Below are 20224 nucleotides of genomic sequence, written 5' to 3'. Positions count from 1 at the left end.
TCGGCCGGTCCGCTCCGACCAGCCCCCCGAGCGCGGGACGGACAACCCTGACAGGATGGCCGGATGACGACGAGTGTTGCCCGGGTGCAGGGTCTGCTGCAGGACAATCCGCTGATCGACGGTCACAACGACCTGCCGATCGCCTTCTACGAACTGTGTGAGTACGACCTGGACGCGCACGATCTCAGCGTCGGCGTGCCCCAGCTCACCACGGATCTGCCCCGGCTGCGGGTCGGCCAGGTCGGCGCGCAGTTCTGGTCCCTGTGGGTGCCGGACGACGAGCACGCGGTGAAGCGGACCTTCGAGCAGGTCGACTTCGTCCAGAAGCTGGTCGCGCGGTTCCCCGACTCGCTCGCGCTGACGTCGACCGCCGACGAGGTAGAGACCGCGTTCAAGGACCGCAAGGTCGCCTCCCTGATGGGGATGGAGGGCGGCCACTCGATCGACAGCTCCCTGCCCGTACTGCGGGTGATGCGGTCGCTCGGCGTGCGCTACATGACGCTCACCCACAACAACAACGTGCCGTGGGCCGACTCGGCCACCGACGAACCGGTGCTCGGCGGACTGAACTCCTTCGGCGAGGACGTCGTCCGGGAGATGAACCGGATCGGCATGCTCGTCGACCTCTCGCACGTCTCCGCGGACACCATGCGCGACGCGCTCCGGGTGACCAGCGCACCGGTGATCTTCAGCCACTCCTCCGCGCGCGCCGTCTGCGACGTGCCGCGCAACGTGCCCGACGACGTCCTGCAGACCCTGGCCGCGAACGAGGGCGTCTGCATGGTCACCTTCGTCCCGTACTTCGTCTCGCAGCCGTTCGTCGACTGGGTCGCCGAGGCGAAGGAGGTCGCAGGCTCACTGGACCTCGACCCGCTGCGACCGGCGGACCAGCGCAAGCTGCTGGAGGCGTACGACAAGCCGAAGCCGCAGGCCACCCTGGAGGACGTCGTGGCGCACGTCGAGCACGTCCGCGAGGTGGCCGGCGTCGACCACATCGGTCTCGGCGGCGACTACGACGGCTGCCCCGAGTTCCCGGCCGGCTTGCCCGACGTCGCGTCGTACCCGTCGCTCTTCTACGCCCTCGCCGACCGCGGCTGGAGCGACGCGGACCTGGTGAAGCTTGCCGGCGGCAACATCCTCCGCGTGCTCCGGGCCGCCGACGACGCCACCGGCTAGCCGGAGCGCACCTGGTCGTGGGTTTCGGGCAGCGGCTCGAAGCCTGCCGACCGGTAGGTGGCGACGGCACCGACGTTGAAGCTCGGCGTCAGGACCAGCGCGCTCGACGACCCGAGCTCGCGCAGCATCGCGGCCGCCGCCAGCGTGATCGCCTGCCCGTACCCGTTGCCGCGGAAGTCGCGGTGCACACCCATCGGCTCCAGCACGCCGGGCTTCCCCGGACCCGCCGACCACACCGTCACTGCCGCGACCGGCTCGCCCTGACCGTCCCTGCCGACGAGGCACCGCGCATTGGCGTACGGCTCCCCCTCGGCCATCGCGTGCCACCGCTCCTCGATGAAGGTCGAACCGTCGAACGCGGCCCGCTGAACCGCAGTACGGATGTGCGCGGTCTCCGCAGCGATCACCTCGATCGCGAGGCCTGAATCCTCGACCGGCTCCGTGAGCTCACGCTTGAGCGGCGTCCAAGGGTCGTCGATGCCCCAGCCTTCCTTGGACAACAGGTCCTTCACCCGGGCACCGACCGGCGCCTCGACGTACACCTTGCCCTCGATCAGTACGCCGCGGCTCGGGTCGACGATGTCCGCCGCGACCTGCGCCGCCAGCTCCTCGTCCTCGAACACCGCCGGTGCGAACGCCAGCCGCAGCAGATCCGGCTCGTCCAGCAGCCCGATGGCGACAGTCTCCCCGTCCCGCTCCCACACCCGGGTAGCCGCCGCGGTCCGCTCCCCACCGAACCGCCGGAACCATCCGAGATCCCCCGGATGCAACTGCACCGCCCCCGCCTCCACCTGCCACTCGCCCAGCACACGAGCCACCCCACCCAGCCCGTCCACCGACGGCGTCCCCAACCAAATCGTCATCCCCCCATCCCACACCACCCCACCCCCACCCCGCACCCGGGTTTCCCGCCGCCGCCCCTGCCCCACCCCCGCCCACCCCCGCCCACCCATGTGCCCCGCCCTTCCCGCCGCCTTTGTGCATGGGCTGAGTGCCTGTCGCCGGGCGGACGCTCACCCCGTGCACAAAGGCGGTCGGAGAATCCATCGGCCGACGTTGTCCACAGGTGGGAAAGCGGGAGGTGGGGTGATTCCGGGAGGATTGGGATGGTGAAGAAGCTCAGCGACGAGGTCCGGCAGGCGTTGCTGGCGGCCGCTCGCGAGCCACAGACCGTCGGCGACCTCCGCCAACTCGGGCTGCACAATCACGACGTGCAACGCCTGATCCGCAATCGGTCGCTTCAGCGGTTCCATCACCGGTACATCAGCGGGTCCCTCGACGAACAGACCGCCCGGGCGGGATGCGCACAGGCGGCGCATCCGCGATCGGTCATCAGTCACCGCACTGCCGCCGTACTCCGCGATCTCCGTGTCTGGACCGACAACCACCGGCTCCTGACCAACCCGGTCTGGCTCACCTGCGAACCCGGGAAGCAGCGGCGCAACCAGAAGCGCGATGACGTCGTACTGCGACGAGCCGACCTGACGTCACCCGAGCTGCAGCGGCACCGCGGACTCCTGCTGACCTCCGACTCGCGGACTGTCGTCGATCTCGCCCGCGAACTGCCGTTCGCCGAGGCGGTGGTGACGGCGGACCATGCCCTTGCGCTCTCGGTTTCGCGCGCCGAACTCGACGACGCAGTACGCCGACAATCCGGCTGGCCTGGGATCCAGCGGGCAAGGTCGGCCGTCGCCTTCGCCGATCCGCGAGCAGAATCGGCACTCGAGTCGATGGCGCGAGTGGTCTTCGCCGATGCCGGACTGCCCGCGCCGGTGTTGCAGGCTCAGTTCTGGGACGGCCATACGTGGATGCTTGAACGGGTTGATTTCTGGTGGCCGGACGGTCGCACGGTAGGCGAAGCGGATGGCCTCGCGAAGTTCGAGGCCGCCACTCCCGCCGAACGTCGGCGACTGCTTCGGCGCAACTACGAGCGGGACCAACGCCTGGCGGACCGCGATCTGGAACTGATCCACTTCGGCCTCGAAGACCTCTTCCAGCGACCCGGCGAACTCGTCAACCGCCTCTATGCCGCCTTCACCCGCGGCCGCCGCCGTACCGGCGCCGATCCGATCTGGCGAACCACAGACCCCCACGACCCCCACTGCTGGCCGCTCCCCCCAGCCGCGAACACCTCCTTCTGACCCCTCCCCTTTGTGCACCGCCTGAGCGTCCCTCCCCGGCAGGATGCTCAGGCGGTGCACAAAGCAGCAAATACTGCGGAGCCACATCAGGCTCTGTGCACGACCTGAGCATCCTGCTGGCGAGCGATGCTCAGCCCGTGCACAAAGTCACCCGGTACTACGGGGTGGTGAGGGCGTCCGCGCGCTTTGTGCACGGGGTGAGCCTTCGTCGGCAGCAGGATGCGCAACCCATGCACAAAGGCCCGGCGAAGGGCGGGGTGAGTGCGGCCCGGGGTGGGTGCGGCCCGGGTGGGGCTGGGGTGGTGAGAGGCCGGGTGGGTGGGGCCGGGTGGGGTGGGGCTGGGGTGGGTGGGGCCGGGTGGGGTGGGGCTGAGGTGGGTGGGGCCGGGTGGGGTGGGGCTGGGTGGGGTGGGGCTGGGGTGGGTGGGGCTGGGGTGGGGGGCGGGGATGTTTGGTGGTTTGGGGAAGGGGCACGGGGTCGGCTCAGCGGAAAACTAGGCGAGGAGTTGTTGTGCTTACCCTGACTGAGAACGCCACTTTGGTGATCAAGAGCATCACCGGCGTGGAAGGTGCTCCGGATGGCGCCGGGGTCCGGATCTCGCAGGAGAATCCGGCTGACCCGTCGCTGGCGGTGACCACGACCGAGGCGCCGCTGCCTGGCGACCAGGTGGTCGAGGAGAGCGGTGCGCGGGTGTTCCTGGAGTCCAACGCGGCCGGGGCGCTCGACGACAAGATCCTGGACGCCGCGGTCGACGACAAGGGCGGTGTCGAGTTCCTGCTGGTACCCCAGCCGGGCGCCGGCCGCGAGAACGGCGCAGCCCCCGCGCACTGAATCACCGCCCGGTTTTCACTTGAGCTGTTGAAAACTGGGGAGTGGCTGAGGGGCATCACAGAGTGCACAGTTGAGCTGACCCCGCTCCGCGCAGTTCTGACAGGCTGCGTGGGGCGGGGTTCTGCTTGTGGTCAGCTAGCGGAGCGCTGAGCTATCCAGCTGTCGTGCAGCTGGCTGTAGACGCCACCGGCGGCGACCAGCTCGGAATGAGGACCTCTCTCCACAACGCGGCCGTCGTCGAAGACGAGGATCTCGTCGGCAGCTTCGGCTGTGGACAGGCGGTGGGCGATGATTACCGACGTACGGCCGGCCATCAGCCGCTCCAGCGCCGCGTTCACCCGTACTTCGGTGCCCGGGTCGACCGCCGAGGTCGCCTCGTCGAGTACCAGCAGATCCGGGTCGGCGATGTTCGCCCGCACCAGCGCCACCAACTGCCGCTCCCCCGCCGACAGCGATTCGCCCCGCTGCCCGACCGGCGAGTCCAGCCCGTCCGGCAGCGACTCCAGCCAATCCGTCAGGCCGAGCGACTCAAAAGCCGCAAGCAACGCGGCATCGGTCACCTCAGGACGCCCGAAGCGGACGTTCTCGGCCAGCGACGAGTCGAACAGATACCCGTCCTGCGGCACCATCACCACCCGCTCGCGCAACGACGTGAACGCGATCTCCCGGGCGTTCACCCCATCGAGCAGTACTGCGCCCGAAGTCGGATCCATCAACCGCGTCAGCAACTTCGCGAAGGTCGTCTTCCCCGAACCCGTCTCACCGACCACGGCCACCCGCCGATGCGGCTCCAGCCGCACCGCGACGTCGCGGAGTACCAAATCACCTTCCGGATAAGCGAAGTCCACATCGTCGAACTCGATCGTGATCGGTCCCCGCTCCTGCGTGACGCCTGACAGGCCCGGGTCGACCACGTCGGCAGGCGTCGCGATGACGCCGAGCACGCGACGCCAGCCGGCGAAGGCGCTCTGCGCGTCGGTGAGCACCTGGGTGGCGATCTGGACCGGGTCGGAGAACAGCGCGACCAGGAACATGAACGCGAGGATCTCGCCGAGCGTCGCTTTCCCGTCGACCCCGAGCAAAACGCCCGCCGTCAGCACGCCCGCGTTCGCGAGCCCGGCCGCGAGACCGCCGATGGAGAAGGTGATCCCGGTGATCGCCTGCGCCCGCGTCGACGTCCGCCGGAAGTCCTCGATCGACGCGTCGATCCGCTTCTGCGTACGCCGCTCGATCGCGTACGCACGAACCACCTGCGCCCCGACCACCGGCTCGGCGATCGCGGAGAGCATCTCGCCGACCTTCGCCCGGACGATGCCGTACGCCGCCGACATCCGCGCCTGCAGGAACCGCAGACTGGCGAACAGCGGCACGAAGCAGATCAGCACGACCAGCGCGAGCTGCCACGAGTAGAAGAACATCACCACGGTCGCCAGCACCATCTGCCCGAGGCTGACCAGGAAGATGAACCCGCCGAACTGCAGGAACTGCGACACGGTGTCCACGTCCGAGGTGACCCGGCTGACCAGTGCGCCACGGCGTTCGGTGCTCTGGGTCAGCACCGGCAGGTCGTGAACGTGCCGGAACGCCTTGATCCGCATCGTCGCGAGCCCGCGCTCGGAGTTCGTCGCGAGCCGCACGGTGGTGAAGTACGACGCGACGCCGGTGACCAGCACGCCGCCGAAACAGACCACGCACATCCAGGCCACGAACGACATGTCCGGACCGCCCGGCCCCGACAACCCCTTGTCGATCGTCTGCTGGACGGCGATCGGTACGACGATCCGCCCGGCCGTCATCGTCAGCGCGAGCAGGCCGGTGATCCACCAGCCGCGCGCCAGCTCGGGCGACACCCGGATGCCCTGGCGGAGCGTCTCCAGCCCGCCGGCCTCGTCGCCATGGTCGAGCCGGGTGGCCTCTGCGGCGCTCACGCGGATGCTCCTTCCGAGTCCAGATCGTTCATTTCCGCGGCCAGTTCAGCCTCTTCCTCACGCCGCTCCGCGTCCTTCTCGTACGCGTCGACAAGATCCCTGTACGCCGCGGAGCTCTCCTGCAACTCCAGGTGCGAGCCGTGCGCGGCGATCCGGCCCTCGTCGAGGAACAGCACCTCGTCGGCCAGCGAGATCGTCGCCTTGCGATAAGCGATCACCAGCACGGTGGTCGCCGCTTCAGACCCCTGTACTGCGGTCCGCAGCCCGGCGAGGATCCGCGCCTCCACCTGTGGATCCACGGCCGAAGTCGCGTCGTCCAGGATCAGCAGTCTCGGCCGTCGTACCAGCGCCCGGGCCAGGGCGATCCGCTGCCGCTGCCCGCCGGACAGCGTCGTACCGCGCTCGCCCACCTTGGTGTCGAGCGCGTTCGGCAGGGTCTTCACGAACCCGTCGCCCTGAGCGATCCGCAGCGAGTCCCAGATCTCCTCGTCGCTGTAGTCGCCGCCGAGGGTGATGTTGCCGCGAATCGTGTCGTCGAAGAGGAAAGCGGTCTGCGCAACCAGCGCGACCGACCCCGCCAACTCGTCGCGAGCCAGCGAAGGCAGCTCCAGCCCGTCGATTGCGACCGCACCCTCCTCCGGATCCACGAGCCTGGTCAGCATCGTCGTCAAGGTCGACTTGCCCGATCCCGTCGGCCCGACCATCGCGACTGTCCGGCCCGGCTCGATGGTGAAGTCCACGCCGGCCAGTACGTCGCGGTCCGGCAGATACCCGAACCGGACCTGCGACACCTCCAGCCGCGCGGCGGCCGACGAGGTCAGCTTCGCCACGCCGTATTCCATCCCGCCCTCGGCGGTGAGCACGCGCTGAACCCGGTCCCAGCCGACGACGGATCGCGGCAGCTCGCCGAGCACCCAGCCGAGTGCCCGGATCGGGAAGCCGATCAAGGTGAACAGGAAGGCCACCTGAACCACATCACCAGCATCGGCGGCGCCCGACCGGACCCGGCCGACACCCACGAGCAACACGAGCAGCACGCCGATGCGCGGCAGCCCCTCGATCACCGGGTCGAACGCGCCCCGCGCCCGGTTGACCGCGATATTGGCGTCCCGCAGGGCGAAGGTGGGGGTCTGGAAGCGCTCGGTCTCGGCGGCCTCGCGGCCAAGCGTCTTGACCACCAGAGCACCGTCGAACGATTCGTGAGCGACTTCGGAGACGTCCGCGCGCAACTGCTGGGCGCGGGTGGCGAGCGGCTGAAGCGTGCGCTGGAAGATCACGTTCGCCACGAAGACGAGCGGGAACACCAGGCAGCCGACCACCGCGAGCCAGGGGTCGGCGGCGAACATCGCGACCATGGCGAAGGCCAGCATCGCGATCACGCCGGCGGCCATCGGCAGCGGCGCGATCGGGTACCAGGTCGACTCGACGTCGGCGTTCGCGTTGGACAGCAGCTGGCCGGTCGGGTGCTTGTGGTGCCACTCCAGCGGCAGTTTCAGGTACTGCCGGGTGACGCGCTGCCGGTACGTCGCCTGCAGCCGGTACTGCATCACGCCGGCCCCGACCCGCCGCCCGACCACGCCGATGGCCCGGAGGATCGCGATGCCGAGGAACAGCGAGACCAGCGAGGCGATCGCGCCGAAGGTGGTGTCACCGCGCTCGAGGGCCGGCCGGATCACGTGGTCGGTGGACCAGCCGAGCGCCCACCCGTCGGCGACCGTCATCGCGCCGTACAGCGCGCTGGCCAGCACCGACCAGGTGAAGACCCAGGGCTCCTCCCAGATCGCGACCCGCAGGACCGCGAACCCACGCCGGGTCACGCTCCCTTTGCTGGGGACTTTCGGCAACGGCACGCGGGCATCCTTAATGACGGCACTGTCAGGGGCGTAGCCAGCCACAGGACTGACAACGAATGACAGTACATTCAGATTGAAACGATCGCATTCTGCCATTGGGTGCCGACAACTACGATCGACTTGTGACCGACTACAGCCGGGTAGAGAGAATTGCTCTGTGTGACCTCTTCGACGAAGTCGGCCCTGACCGGCCGACGCTCTGCGAAGGGTGGACCACCTGGGACCTCGCGATCCACCTGCACGTCCGCGAGGCCGACCCGCTGGCCGGGCCCGGGATCATGATTCCCGCGCTCTCCGACACCACCGAGAAACGGATGGCCCGGGCGAAGGCGAAGTACTCCTTCACCGAGATCGTCGACAAGGTCCGCCGCGGACCGGGCCCGTTCACGATCTACTCGATCCCCGGTCTCGGCCACAACCTGAACACCACCGAGTACTTCGTCCATCACGAGGACGTCCGCCGGGCCGGTCCGGAGTTCGAGGTGCGTCAACTGCCGGCCGAGCAGCAGGAAGGCCTGTGGAAGCAGGTCCGCCTCGCCGCCAAGGGCATGACCCGCAAGGCACCCAGCGGTCTCGTACTGCGGTTGCCGGACGGCACCGAGTCGGTGGCGAAGAAGTCCACCGACCAAGGTTCGGTCACCGTGACCGGTGAACCCGCCGAACTGGTCCTGTTCTGCTTCGGCCGCCAGGCGGTCGCGAAGGTCGAACTCGCCGGCGACCCCGAAACGGTAGAACGCCTCAAGACGATGTCGTTCGGAGTCTGAAGCCGCTCAGTCGGCGGTCAGCTTCGCCGCGGCCGTCTTTTTCCGGAGTCGCTGGATCACACTGCTGACCACCGTGGTCAGCAGCACCAGGGCGATCGCAGCCACGACCCCCTGCCACGGCTTGTCGAACAGCGCGTAGCCCAGCAGCCCGATCGCCATGTAGACCGCGGACCACAGCGACGACGCCGCCAGGTCGACGACTGCGAACCGATGCCAGCGGTACCCCGCGAGACCGGCCGCCAGCAGCACCGGCACCCGGCCGCCAGGTATCAACCTGGACGTCAGCAACACGGTGATCTCATGCTCGGCCAACCGCTCGCGAATCGCGTCCAGCGACGCGTTGTCGCGGAGCCAGCCGACCCTCTTCGCGAGCTTCTCCCCACCCGCCCGGCAGGCGGCGTACACGATCAGGTCACCGGCATACGCCCCGCCCGCACCCGCGATCAGTACGCCGATCAGACCGATCGGGTTGCTGTGCGAAGCCAGCACCGCACCCGCTGAGACGGCCGCGCCGGTCGGCACGACCGGCAGCACGGCGCCGAGCAGGACCGCGCCGGCCAGGGCGGCCAGGTACAGCCAGCCGAAGTCGTCGCCCGTCATCGATGAACCACCTCGGCCGAATCCCCCGGCGCCAGTAGTTCTACCTTCACGGCCGGATCGAGCTCTGCCATCGCCGCCTTGAACTGCGACCCGGGCGACAGGAACAACTCCGGTTTCAGCCAGTCGCACCCGATCGGCCAGAACGTCCCGTAGTGCACCGGTACGGCGACGCGCGCGCCGACCCGGCGAACCGCTTCGGCCGCGCGGACCGGGTCGAGGTGCCCAGGACCGAGCGAGGGACCCCAGCCGCCGACCGGGACGAGCGCCAGATCCACCGGCCCCGCCTCGGCCGCGAGCCCGTCGTACAGGTCGGTGTCGCCGGCGAACCACACGCTGGGCGTGCCGTCGATGCGATAGCCGAGCGCAGGGCCGCGGTGCGACGACCAGGGCAGCCGGCGGCCGTCGTGGTCAGCCGTTACGGCAGTGATATCCAAGCTGCCGATCCGGAGTTGGTTGCCAGGGGCAACCTCGATGCAACGGTCGGCGTAGGTCGTTCCCAGGTCCTGCTGGATCAGCTTCGCCGCACCGCGCGGCACCACGAGGGCCGCGTCCGGTGAGACCGACGGCAGCGAGGTCAGGTGGAGGTGATCGGCATGCAGGTGCGAAACCAGCACGGCATCGCAGTCGCCTGCGACCGGCAACGGAACCGGGCCGCGACGGCGGCGCAGATGCGCGATCCGGGAGGTCAGCACCGGATCGGTCAGGAGGCGGGTTCCGTTCTCCTCGATGGTGGTGGTGGCGTGCCCCCACCAGGTGATCCGCACTCTCAGGCCTCCACATTCGCATCCGACGGAGCAACGACCTGTTCGGCCGGCTCCTCGTCGCGACGCTGGCCGATCTGCTCGAGCCAGCTGATCAGCAGGTCGTGCACCGCGTCGGAGCCCACGGGTGGCTTCTCGACCAGGAAGCGCCGCGGGTGGACCAGCATCGCTTCGGTCTGCCAGCCGCCCATACCACCGTGGCACCCGACCAGCTCTTCGAACGCGGCCACCTCGTCGGTGTACTCGTCGACCCGGCTGATCACCACGATGTCCCCGTTGTGCGGCATCTCGGCCTGCCGCAGCATCGAGTCGGCCGCGTGGTCGCCGTACGCCGTGAGCGGGTCGATGCCTTCGATCCGGCTCGACCGCAGCACGTGCACGCCGGCCCGGCCGATCGCCACCGGTCCCTCGGCCAGTGTGTCGACCACGACGAATCCGACTCCCGGGTGCGTCGCCAGGCCCGGGATCAGCCTCGGGTGGAGCAGTTCGAGCTCCTCCAACGGCACCCGTCCGGGCGTGGTCGCCAGGTAGATCAGGGCCAGGTTGCCGGACGCGGTGACCACCATCTGCTCATCTGCCGCGACCGTCGGCTCGCAGTCCCTGGGGCCGAGCTCGATCTCGCCGCGGGACGCCTTGCCGTGCAGGGCCTTCCGGGTAACGGTGCCGGCCACGCTGCGGCGCAGGCTCAGCTCGGTCAGGAAGGCGTTCACCGGACCCCAGCCCTCCGACTTGCCGGTCGCCGCGACCGGCTCCTTGGTGGTGTCGACCAGGTCGTCGACCACCTCGGTCAGGGTCCGTCCGTAGCGCTGCAGGAAGGTCGATCCCTGACTCTGGCCGTGGTCGGACAGCACGACGATCTCGTACGAATGCGGCAGCGTGTCGATGATCCGCTTCAGCGCGCCCAGCACCCGGTCGAGCCCTTCCAGCGTCTGCAGGGACTCCGGCCGGGTCGGGCCGGCGTGGTGGGCGACCTCGTCGTAGTCGACGAAGTCGCAGTAGATCACCGGCGTGCCCTTGACCAGTTCGTCGGTGATGAGGGAGACGTTCAGGTCGCGGAGCAGCACGTTCGAGATGGCTCGCAGGAAGATGTACGAACCACCGCGCTTGACCCGGGGGATCAGGTTCCGGCGGCGTTGCCGGCGCGCCTGGTGCAGCTCCTTGATCATCTCCCCCACGCACAGGACGAGGCCGCGAGCGGCACCCTGCGGACTGGAGAAGAAGCGGACGTAGCCACGGCTCCGCCCGGTCGGCAGCGCGGCCCGGCTGAAGACCAGCACCGAGCGGTCGGCGTCGCCGGACCAGTTGTTGCTGATGCTGACCCCGCCGTCGGCGAGCAGGCCACGGCCGGTCGACATCCGGGCCTCGATCTCGGCGGCGTCGCGGGCCCGGTTCGTCACCATCACCCGGCTGGTTTCCTTCTCGTACCAGCGGAAGGCCGGGATCTGCCCGGAGCCACCGTGCAGGATGCCCGCCTGGCTGGCCGGTGTGGTCGCCGGTACGCCGGTATGCCAGCCGACCATCGAGTGGCTGCCCTCACGGATCCAGCCACCCAGGTGTGGCAGGTTGCCCGCCATCACCATCCAGTTGAGCAGCGGCGCGGACAGGCCGTCGAGCTGGATGATCAGCATCCCGGTCTTCGGCGTGGCCTGGATCCGCCGGGCCCGGCGGCGGACGACCCGCATCACCTCGGACACATAGGCGTCGTCACTGCCGGCGTACGCGAGCCAGCCGACGAAGGCGCTAACCGAGGCCATCACGATCGACACGATCACCGGCGCCTCGACCCCGCCGTGCAGCTTCACGCCGGGGTCGACGGTGACGCCGAGATAGACCACCCAGAACTGCGACAACAGGCCGCCGATCAGGACGCCGACCGAGCCGATCAGGATCGCGACACCGGCCAGGATCCAGCGCATCACCAGCCCGATCACGGCCAGCAGCACCACCAGCCGCAGGATCGGCAGCCGGCCGTCGCTGCTGATCTGCGGCAGGGTCCAGAACGTGATCGCCAGCGAGATCAGCGACGCCAGCGCGCCGTAGAACATCGCCTGCAGACCCCGGGTGGTCCGGCGCAGGTCCAGCCAGCCAGGCGACCGCCGGCGCGGCCGCTCGGCGGACACCTGTTCTGGTGGTTTTGCCATCTGCTGGTCCGGACTCCCCGTGATGCGATGTGGTTCCGCACCGAGCCTACTGGGGGAACCCTCACTGGAGTTCGAGGTAGTCCACTTCGGCGTACAGCGTGCCCTTGGTCAGCCGGACGGTGTTCCAGCCCGCGTTCAGAGTGATCTGAACGGCTGTCTGCTGCCAGTTGTCCCAGCCTGTCACCGGGTAGTTGACCACACCCTGGCTGTTGCCGTTGACAACGACACCGTGGCTCGAGGTGGAGCCCATGCCGTTCGCGAAGCCGACCCACAGCGTGTAGCCGCCCGCGGCCGGGGCGAAGAAGGAGACCTGCACCCACGAGTCCGCGTAGTCGATGTGGGCGGCGACGGCTCCCTCGGAAGCTCCGGCGGCTCCGGTGCGGACGACGCAATTGTTCAGCGTGCCGCGCTCTGCTTCGGTGCGGACCCGGCTGCCACGGACCACCGGAAAGTCGTTCGCCCAGCCGACGTCCGCGACGTACAGGTGCCGGGAGCCGTTCACCCAGCCGTGCAGGAACACCTTGCCGCTGCTGTTGAAGTCCGCGCCGCCAGGACCGCAGACGTGGTTGTCGAAGGTTGCGGTGGTCATCAGCGGACGGTACGCCGTGGTCCACGGGCCGCTGAGGCTGGGCGAGGTCGCGTACGACGTGAGGTAGTTGCAATCGTTGTAGCCGCCGCCGGAGAAGAACAGCACGTACTGGCTTCCGCGCTGGACCAGGTCGGGGGCCTCGATCACCCCGTTCGACGTGAGCATCGCGGTGTTCCCGCCGACAAGGGTGGTGCCGTTGTTCGAAGTACGGGTCAGCCACAGGGTGGACGGCCGGCTGATCGCGTTGCCGTCGTTCTTCCAGACCAGGTAGCGGGTGCCGTCGTTCGCGACGAAGGTGTTCGCGTCGATGGCGCCGCCGAGGTTCAGCGGGCAGATGAGCGGCTGGGTGCCGACCGGGGTGAACGGGCCGACCGCGGAGCTCGCCGTGGCGACGCCGATGCACTGCCGGCCCGACGTCTTGTGCCAGGCCGTATAGGTGAGGGTGAAGCTGCCGTCCGGGTTCGGGTAGACGTCGGGCGCCCAGGTGCGGCCGCCTTGGGCCCAGGAGGCGGACGGCCCGCCGGGCATCGCGTCGCCGCGGATCGTCCACGGCCCGTTGGCGCTCGGCGCACTGGCGACGGGCACATTCCCGCGACCGTTGTTCGTCGAGTAGGCGTACCAGGTGCCGTTCTTCTGTAACACGTCCGGATCCGGGAAGTCCTCCCCGATCACGTCGGTCGGGAACACCGCCGCGGTCGTCTTCTGCGGCGCTCGTACGGCGGCCTCGGCCGGCGTCAACGCGCTCAGCAGGGCCACGGCCGCGACAGCGGCGGCAAGCAATCGTCTGGTCATCGAAGCACTCCTCAGGTGGGGCGGAACCTGTGACCCCAACTTTTCCATCGATTCACCTAGAGCGCGAGAGGTGGTCTCGACCGATTGAAATTCGCCGACTGCTGGACCCACGGGGTCTGGCGGTGGAGACTCCCGGATAGTTGGTTTCCGCCTGAAGCCTAGGAGTTTCTCGTGAAGTATTTACCGAGAGTGTCATCGCGTGGGTTGGTCGCCGTCGCCGCTGCGGTCGCGGCCACCGCGGGGCTGGTCACCCAGTCCGTCGGAGCGACCGCGCCCGCCGCGGTACAGGTCACGCCGTTGCAGCAACAGCTGGACACATTGCTGCAGGACCCGCGGTACGACGGGTCGCAGGTCGGCCTGGTCGTCCGGGACGTGACGACCGGGGAGACGCTGTACGACCACAACGGCAGCACGCGGCTGCTGCCCGCCTCCAACACGAAGCTGTTCAGCTCCACGGCCGCGATGCACACCCTCGGCCCGGACTTCCGCTTCCACACCGACGTCCTCGCGACCGCGGCCGTGCAGCAGGGAAAGCTGCGCGGAAACCTTTACCTGAAGGGCTTCGGTGATCCGACCGCGCTCGAGTCGGACTACGTCGCACTCGCCAAGCAGCTCGCCACCGCCGGCATCCGGCGGGTCGACGGTGATCTGGTCGCCGACGACACGTACTTCGACAAGGTCCGCCTCGGCGACAGCTGGGCCTGGGACGACGAGCCGTTCTACTACAGCGCCCAGATCTCGGCGCTGACGCTGGCTCCCAACACCGACTACGACTCCGGCACGGCGATCGTCGAGAGCTTGCCGGGTGCGACGGTCGGCGCTCCGGTCAAGCTCAACCTGGTCCCGCCCAACGACGTGATCAAGCTGGTGAGCACGGCCAAGACGGGCGCCGCCGGCTCCGACAACACCCTGACCATCGAGCGCGACCACGGCACCAACGTCGTACATGTCACTGGCTCGGTGCCCGCCGACGACACCCTCAGCCAGGAGTGGGTCACGGTCTGGGAGCCGACCCTGTACGCCGCGGACGTGTTCCGGCGCGCCCTGACCGCTCAGGGCATCCGGGTCGACGGACACATCCGTACGTCGGCAGCACCGGCCGCTGCCCGCCGGTTGGCACGGGACGAGTCGATGACTGTCGGCGAACTGATGACGCCGTTCCTCAAGCTCTCCAACAACATGCACGCGGAGACGCTGGTGAAGGCGATGGGCGCAGTAGCGGCCGCAGACGGCAGTTGGCCCGCCGGCCTCAACGTTGTCACGCAGTACGCGCAGAGCGTCGGAGTGGACACGAGCACGATCCGCTTGTCCGACGGCTCCGGCCTGTCCCGCAAGGTGAACGTGACCGCCGATAGCGTCACCGACCTCCTGATCGCCGCGCAGCACGAGCCGTGGTTCCAGCAGTGGTACGACGCGCTGCCGATCGCCGGTAACCCGAACCGGTTCGTCGGCGGGACGCTCCGCAACCGGATGGCCAACACACCGGCAGCGAACAACCTGCACGGCAAGACCGGTTCGCTGACCGGCGTCACGGCGTTGTCGGGATACGTGTCGACCAAGGACGGCCGCAAGCTCGTCTTCTCGATGCTGAGCAACAACTACCTGACCAGTCCCCGCTCGGTCGAGGACGCGGTCGGCGTACTGCTGGCTTCCTGGACCGATCAGGCCCCGGTCGCCGCGATGAAGCCGGACCTGGCTCGCACTGCTGCCGATAACTGTGGCGAATGGGTGAAGGCCTGCTAATGAAATAGGCTAGAGGGTTTTAAATATGAATTAGACAGCGCGACGGTCCTTCTCCACGATGATGGGATGACCGTCGCGCTGCCTACGCTGGACGACATGGCCGACGAGCTGGCCGAACCCGGCTTCGACCTGGAGACCGACGGCTGGCTGGTGTACGCCGGGGAGGAGCTCGTCGGCTACGGCAACGTCTTCGGCAAGGGCGATCACAGCCTGATCGACGTCGGCATCGTCACCCTGGATGCCGTCGTGGCCCAGTGGCTGCTCGAGCAGTCGACCGCCCGCGCCGCCGACCTGGGGCGCACCAACGGGCACACCGAGATCTTTGCCGACGCCGGCGTCTACCGGGAGGACGTCGAGAGGCGGGAGCTGCTCGCGGGCGCCGGATTCGCGCCGGCGACGACGTACCACCGGATGCGGATCGACCACACCGGGCCGGTGCCCGTGCCGGAGCCACCCGCGGAGGTGGTGATCCACCGGGGCACGTTCGACGAGGCGACCCGGCGCGCGGCGTACGAAGTACACACCGAAAGTTTCGAAGGGCAGTTCGGGTTCGTGCCGCGGCCGTACGACGAGTGGTTCAAGTCGCGGGAAGCGATGTCGACCTTCGACTGGTCCCAGCTGACCTTGATGGAGCTGGACGGGCAGCCGGTCGCCTACCGGGAATGCACCGAGCAGTTCGTGTCGGACGAGAACTGCGGCTACATCGGGCGGCTCGGCGTCCTCAAGGAGGCCCGTGGTCGTGGCCTGGCGAAGTACCTGTTGCGAGACGCCTTCGCCCTCGACGCCGCGGCCGGGCGGAGCGGCACGCTCCTGCACGTCGACACGAACAATCCGACCCCGGCTCTCGGCCTGTACATCTCGGTCGGCATGCGCGCCACCCTCGTCATCGACGTCTGGCGCCGAACGCTGGCGACCCGCTGATGGCCGACCTTCGGTTCGTCGCCGCCGCACGCGGCCGGGGACTGGCCACCTTCCTGCTCAAGGACGCGTTCGCGATCGACTCGGCGGCCGGGCTGGGCGGGACGATCCTGCATGTGGACAGCTCGAACCCGACGCCGGCCGTACAGCTCTACCTCGGCGTCGGCATGCGACCGACCGTGGTGAGCGACGTCTGGCGTCAGACGCTGGCGACGCACTGAGCAACAGACTTCCTCGCCGGGGTGGTCGCGGTCCGCCCCGGCGAGGTCGTCAGTTCAGGACCGACCGGTTCCCAGTCGTGCCGGCCAGCACCTTCCTGCTCCCGAGTTGCCAGCGCAGATCCAGCGGGATCCGCAGGTCTTTTCCACCAGGTTTCAGACACTGCTGGGTCTCGGGCTGATCCGGCGCCACCGAGTACCGGTAGGCGGCGATCCGGACCGTCTTGGCGTCCTGCGCCAGAATCCGCACCATCGTGTGCGGAATGCAGGTCTCACTGTTGTCGCGGGCGGCGTCGACGATCACGCCGGCGGTGTCGCTCGGGTCGGCGGTGACGCTCACGATCGGGATCTCCCCGTCCAGGACCATCAGCGTCGTACCGAACTTGAACTTGGCGGGCGGCGGGCCGTCGTCGAGCACACCGAGCACCGGCGTACTGGTCGACGTCGGTGGTGTCGCCGGTTCCTCCGCGCCTCGTGGCAGGTCCACGGCCGCGACTGCGAAGCCACCAGCCAGCAGCGCCACCACTGCCACGGTTGCCAGGTTGCGGCGGCGACGCTGTCGGCGAAGGACGCGCTCCACCTGCGTGAACGGTGGCGCCTGGTCGGGGGTCTGCTCGTCGACATACTCGGTCAGTAGCTCGTGCAGATCAGACATGGTTGGGCACCTCCTCCTGTACGGCGAGTAGTGGGGCCAGCGCCTGCCTGGCTCGGGCCAACCGGGACTTGACCGTCCCCGGCGGCAGTCCGAGCTCGTCGGCCACCTGTTCGATCGGTAGATCCATCACGTGATGCAGCACCACCACAGCTCGTTGGGCGGGAGTGATCCTGCCCAGCGCGGCCGACACATCCAGCGCGTCGCCGTCCGGCCCGCGAACCTCCCCGGTCCTTCCCAGCAGCTTCGCGGAGGCCCGCGCAGCCACCTGGTGACGCCGCAACCTGCTCACGAGCGTCCGTACTGCGACCGCTCGCACCCAGGCCTCCGGATCGTCGTACCGGCGGATCCGGTCCCAGCGGCCGAGCAGCTTCACATACGCGTCCTGCGCTACTTCTTCGGCGTCGGCTCGCGAACCCCCGATCGACACCAGCACACCGATCAGCCGCGGCCAGGTCCGCGCGTAGAGCGCCGCAACCTCCGCCGCCGGATCGCTGTCGATGTGCCTCACACCCCTAACACGCGCTGCTCCCCCATCAGGTTCCATCTTTTTTGAAGCAGATTTCCGGCACAAGGCCTCAGGTGAGTGCGCCGTGCAGTTGGGCCCGGCGTACGGGGGCTTTGTCGGTGGCGGCGTCCGTGCTGATGGTGGCCGTCATAGACGGTCGTCCTCCGATAGTTGTTCGAGTAGACCGGCTGCGACGACGAGGAAGTCGCGTTCCGCTTCGGTCAATTTCTCCAGCGCGCCGGCCAGCCAGATCTCCCTCGGCCGCATCTCGGCTGCCAGTACGTCGGCGCCGGCCCGGGTGATCTCCAGGAGTGACTGGCGGCCGTCGTCGGGGGCCGGGCGGCGGCGGATCCAGGCTTGCTCCTCCAGGGCGGCGAACACTCTCGACAGCGATTGCGGCTGAGTCTTGAGCCGGTCGGCGAGCTCGCTCGGGGTGAGCGCGCCGGCCTTGGAGAGCTGCCGTAGAACGCCGGTCTGGCTGAGGGTGATCGCACCGGTCCGCTCCGCGCGGGCTCTGGCGGCGAACAGTCCGCTGCCGGTCAGGATGCGCTTGGCCGCTTCTTCATTACTACGCATTTGTTAACTATAATCCCAGCTTCTGAGGTACTTCGGGAGCTTTTAGTACGCCTATGCGTAGTACGGATGCGCGCGGAGATCTGAGAGATTACTCTCGAAACGTGTCTCTCAAGAATCCGTACGGCGATTTCGAGCTCACCGACCCGCAGGCGATGCGAGCGTTGGCGCACCCGGTCCGGCTGGCCGCGCTCAGCTATCTGCAGAAGAACGGGCCGGCCACCGCCACCCAGCTATCGGAACATGTCGGCGCCTCGCCGTCGGTGACCAGTTGGCACCTGCGGCACCTGGCGACGTTCGGTCTCGTCACCGACGGGCCTTCGCCGGACGGCGGGACCGACAAGCGCCGGCGCTGGTGGCAGGCGGTCGCCCGCGGCTTCCGCTTCGAGATGCCGTCGACGCCGGAGGGCGCCGAGGCCGCGCGGTTGTTGCGTGCCGAGTTGATGAGCCAGGCCCTCGACTACGCCCAGCAGTGGCTGTCGGACATAGAACCCGGCCTGGCCCCCGAACTGAGTCGCGAGGCCTGGTCCGCGAACACGCTGCTGATGATCACCCCGGACGAAGCCGAGGCGATCGAGAACGGGATCGAGGACCTGCTCGCGCCCTACGTCCAGCGAGGCCTCGACGGCGCCCCCACCGAGGCCCACCCGATCCGGATGATCCGGATGTCCTTGCCCGAAGCAACGAACTGATTCGAAGGCGGCGCCGCCTGCCCGCTTTCCGCCATTCCCCTGCCTGCGTTAGGACGTCACGTGAGGACTCTGCCTGCAACAAGCCTGTGGCGTGACCGTCAGTTCCGGACCTTCTGGTCCGCCCAGGGGGTCTCCGAGTTCGGGGACCGCATCAGCGAGCTCGCCCTGCCATTGATCGCCGTCACCCTACTGAATGCCTCGCCTGCTCAGGTCGGCTTCCTCACCGCAGCGGTCTGGCTGCCGAACCTCGCCTCGCTGTTCATCGGCACCTGGGTCGACCAACGCCGGGACAAGCGTCCCCTGATGATCGCGGCCGACCTGAGCCGGACGATCGTGCTGCTCACCTTGCCGGCGGCGTACTGGATGGATGCTCTGACTCTCGGCCAGCTGTACGTGATCGCGATCCTGGCCGGTACCGCGCACGTCGTCTTCAGCACGGCGTACGCGTCGTTCTTCGTACGACTCGTCTCCCGCGATCAATTCCTGGAAGCGAACAGCAAACTCTCGGCGACGCGGTCGATCTCCTTCATGGGCGGCCCGGCGGTCGCCGGCATACTCGTGCAGTGGCTGACCGCGCCGGTCGCGATGATCGCGGACGCACTCTCGTTCGTCTTCTCGGCCGTACAGATCAGCCGGTTGAAGACGGCCCCGGCCGAGCACGAGGTCGCTGAAGAATCCTTGCTGCACAGGGCTCGCGAGGGAATGCGCTACCTGCTGAAGCACCCATATCTGCGCGTCAGCCTCGCCTGCGCGACGACGGTGAACTTCTTCAACCTGATCAGTACCGCGTTGCTCGTGCTGTTCGCGAGCCGGAACCTGTCGCTGTCCGCCGGCACAATCGGCCTCGCCTTCGGAATCGGCGCCACCGGCGGCCTCCTCGGCGCACTGGCGGCAACCCCCTTGACCCGGTTGCTCGGCGCCGGACGACTCATCGCACTTGGCGCGATCGTCTTCCCCGCGTCCATTGCGATCGCGGCATTCGCGTCCGGCCCGGTCTGGGTTCGCGCGGCAGCACTCGCCGCGGCCGAGTTCGTCGGGGCGTTCGCCGTGATGTGCTTCGACGTACCGCTGAACTCGTTGCAGGCTTCTGTGACGCACGACCACATGCGGAGCCGGGTCAGCGGTGCGTTCAGCAGCATCAACTACGGAGTACGACCGCTCGGCGCCATCGTCGGCGGTTTCCTCGGCACCTGGATCGGAGTACGGGAGACCTTGCTGGTCTCCTCGGCCGGCGGCTTCCTCGCGGTTCTCTGGCTGCTCGGCTCCCCCATCATCCGCACTCGTTCACTGGACGGCCTCAAACCGCCCGAGTAGGCCGAAGGCGGTGCTCCCCCGTGGAGAAC

Annotated in this window: 19 protein-coding genes; 9 read left to right on the top strand and 10 right to left on the bottom strand. The window is 68.5% G+C overall.

Annotation, left to right across the window (positions count from 1 at the left end; all coding sequences use genetic code 11):
- Positions 1-63: 63 nt before the first annotated feature.
- A complete protein-coding gene (locus F1D05_RS35870) occupies positions 64-1176 on the top strand; it encodes a dipeptidase (protein ID WP_185444695.1) in 1113 nt (370 codons plus the stop codon).
- Here F1D05_RS35870 and F1D05_RS35865 read toward each other — a convergent pair.
- A complete protein-coding gene (locus F1D05_RS35865) occupies positions 1173-2039 on the bottom strand; it encodes a GNAT family N-acetyltransferase (protein WP_185444694.1) in 867 nt (288 codons plus the stop codon). The two genes, F1D05_RS35870 and F1D05_RS35865, sit on opposite strands and share 4 nt — an antisense overlap.
- Before the next feature lie 246 nt (positions 2040-2285).
- On the opposite strand from F1D05_RS35865, the gene F1D05_RS35860 reads away from it, so the two are divergent.
- Together F1D05_RS35860 and F1D05_RS35855 are read left to right on the top strand one after the other, a co-directional pair.
- Positions 2286-3317, top strand: coding sequence for a hypothetical protein (locus F1D05_RS35860; protein WP_206685973.1), 1032 nt, complete (start codon positions 2286-2288; stop codon positions 3315-3317).
- Positions 3318-3828: 511 nt separating this feature from the next.
- A complete protein-coding gene (locus tag F1D05_RS35855; protein ID WP_185444692.1) occupies positions 3829-4149 on the top strand; it encodes a Fe-S cluster assembly protein HesB in 321 nt (106 codons plus the stop codon).
- Between the two features lie 131 nt (positions 4150-4280).
- On the opposite strand, the gene F1D05_RS35850 is transcribed toward F1D05_RS35855, so the two are convergent.
- Positions 4281-6077: an ABC transporter ATP-binding protein gene (locus F1D05_RS35850; protein ID WP_185444691.1), complete on the bottom strand. Its 1797-nt coding sequence runs from the start codon at positions 6075-6077 to the stop codon at positions 4281-4283.
- Positions 6074-7927, bottom strand: coding sequence for an ABC transporter ATP-binding protein (locus F1D05_RS35845; protein ID WP_206685972.1), 1854 nt, complete (start codon positions 7925-7927; stop codon positions 6074-6076). The genes F1D05_RS35850 and F1D05_RS35845 overlap by 4 nt, the downstream gene beginning before the upstream one ends.
- Before the next feature lie 125 nt (positions 7928-8052).
- Here F1D05_RS35845 and F1D05_RS35840 point away from each other — a divergent pair, with 125 nt between their 5' ends.
- On the top strand, positions 8053-8694 hold the full coding sequence (locus F1D05_RS35840; protein ID WP_185444689.1) for a TIGR03085 family metal-binding protein: 642 nt from the start codon (positions 8053-8055) through the stop codon (positions 8692-8694).
- A gap of 6 nt (positions 8695-8700) precedes the next feature.
- Here F1D05_RS35840 and F1D05_RS35835 read toward each other — a convergent pair whose 3' ends face one another.
- The 4 genes from F1D05_RS35835 to F1D05_RS35820 all read right to left on the bottom strand — a co-directional run bounded on the left by F1D05_RS35835 (position 8701) and on the right by F1D05_RS35820 (position 13577).
- Positions 8701-9294 carry a DedA family protein gene (locus F1D05_RS35835; RefSeq protein WP_185444688.1) on the bottom strand — a complete coding sequence of 198 codons (594 nt, stop codon included), beginning with the start codon at positions 9292-9294 and terminating at the stop codon, positions 8701-8703.
- Positions 9291-10058 carry an MBL fold metallo-hydrolase gene (locus F1D05_RS35830; protein ID WP_206685971.1) on the bottom strand — a complete coding sequence of 256 codons (768 nt, stop codon included), beginning with the start codon at positions 10056-10058 and terminating at the stop codon, positions 9291-9293. The genes F1D05_RS35835 and F1D05_RS35830 overlap by 4 nt, the downstream gene beginning before the upstream one ends.
- Positions 10059-10060: 2 nt before the next feature.
- Complete coding sequence (locus F1D05_RS35825; protein ID WP_185444687.1) at positions 10061-12196, bottom strand: alkaline phosphatase family protein; 2136 nt, start codon at positions 12194-12196, stop codon at positions 10061-10063.
- Positions 12197-12257: 61 nt separating this feature from the next.
- Positions 12258-13577 (bottom strand): family 43 glycosylhydrolase, encoded by a 1320-nt coding sequence (locus tag F1D05_RS35820; protein ID WP_185444686.1) that lies wholly within the window; start codon positions 13575-13577, stop codon positions 12258-12260.
- Positions 13578-13748: 171 nt separating this feature from the next.
- Here F1D05_RS35820 and dacB point away from each other — a divergent pair, with 171 nt between their 5' ends.
- The 3 genes from dacB to F1D05_RS35805 all read left to right on the top strand — a co-directional run bounded on the left by dacB (position 13749) and on the right by F1D05_RS35805 (position 16459).
- Positions 13749-15320, top strand: a complete 1572-nt coding sequence (gene dacB, locus F1D05_RS35815; protein WP_185444685.1) for a D-alanyl-D-alanine carboxypeptidase/D-alanyl-D-alanine endopeptidase — start codon at positions 13749-13751, stop codon at positions 15318-15320.
- Positions 15321-15386: 66 nt separating this feature from the next.
- The gene (locus F1D05_RS35810) at positions 15387-16241 is read left to right on the top strand and encodes a GNAT family N-acetyltransferase (RefSeq protein ID WP_185444684.1); all 855 of its coding nucleotides are present in this window, start codon (positions 15387-15389) and stop codon (positions 16239-16241) included.
- Complete coding sequence (locus F1D05_RS35805) at positions 16241-16459, top strand: hypothetical protein (protein WP_185444683.1); 219 nt, start codon at positions 16241-16243, stop codon at positions 16457-16459. The genes F1D05_RS35810 and F1D05_RS35805 overlap by 1 nt, the downstream gene beginning before the upstream one ends.
- 49 nt (positions 16460-16508) lie before the next feature.
- On the opposite strand, the gene F1D05_RS35800 is transcribed toward F1D05_RS35805, so the two are convergent.
- The 3 genes from F1D05_RS35800 to F1D05_RS35790 form a co-directional block, all read right to left on the bottom strand.
- On the bottom strand, positions 16509-17111 hold the full coding sequence (locus tag F1D05_RS35800) for a hypothetical protein (RefSeq protein ID WP_185444682.1): 603 nt from the start codon (positions 17109-17111) through the stop codon (positions 16509-16511).
- Entirely contained in the window at positions 17104-17619 is a 516-nt protein-coding gene (locus F1D05_RS35795; RefSeq protein WP_185444681.1) for an RNA polymerase sigma factor, read from the bottom strand. Before F1D05_RS35795 ends, F1D05_RS35800 begins: the two co-directional genes overlap by 8 nt.
- Before the next feature lie 144 nt (positions 17620-17763).
- A complete protein-coding gene (locus F1D05_RS35790) occupies positions 17764-18192 on the bottom strand; it encodes a MarR family transcriptional regulator (protein WP_185444680.1) in 429 nt (142 codons plus the stop codon).
- Positions 18193-18293: 101 nt separating this feature from the next.
- Between F1D05_RS35790 and F1D05_RS35785 the strand changes: the two genes are divergently transcribed.
- Together F1D05_RS35785 and F1D05_RS35780 are read left to right on the top strand one after the other, a co-directional pair.
- The gene (locus F1D05_RS35785) at positions 18294-18881 is read left to right on the top strand and encodes an ArsR family transcriptional regulator (RefSeq protein WP_185444679.1); all 588 of its coding nucleotides are present in this window, start codon (positions 18294-18296) and stop codon (positions 18879-18881) included.
- 60 nt (positions 18882-18941) lie between these two features.
- Entirely contained in the window at positions 18942-20195 is a 1254-nt protein-coding gene (locus F1D05_RS35780; RefSeq protein WP_185444678.1) for an MFS transporter, read from the top strand.
- Positions 20196-20224 lie beyond the last annotated feature (29 nt).

The organism is Kribbella qitaiheensis, from assembly GCF_014217565.1.
Taxonomy (GTDB): Bacteria; Actinomycetota; Actinomycetes; order Propionibacteriales; family Kribbellaceae; genus Kribbella; species Kribbella qitaiheensis_A.
Note: the sequence above shows the minus strand (reverse complement) of the source record. Positions and strands in the feature narration are given on the sequence as shown.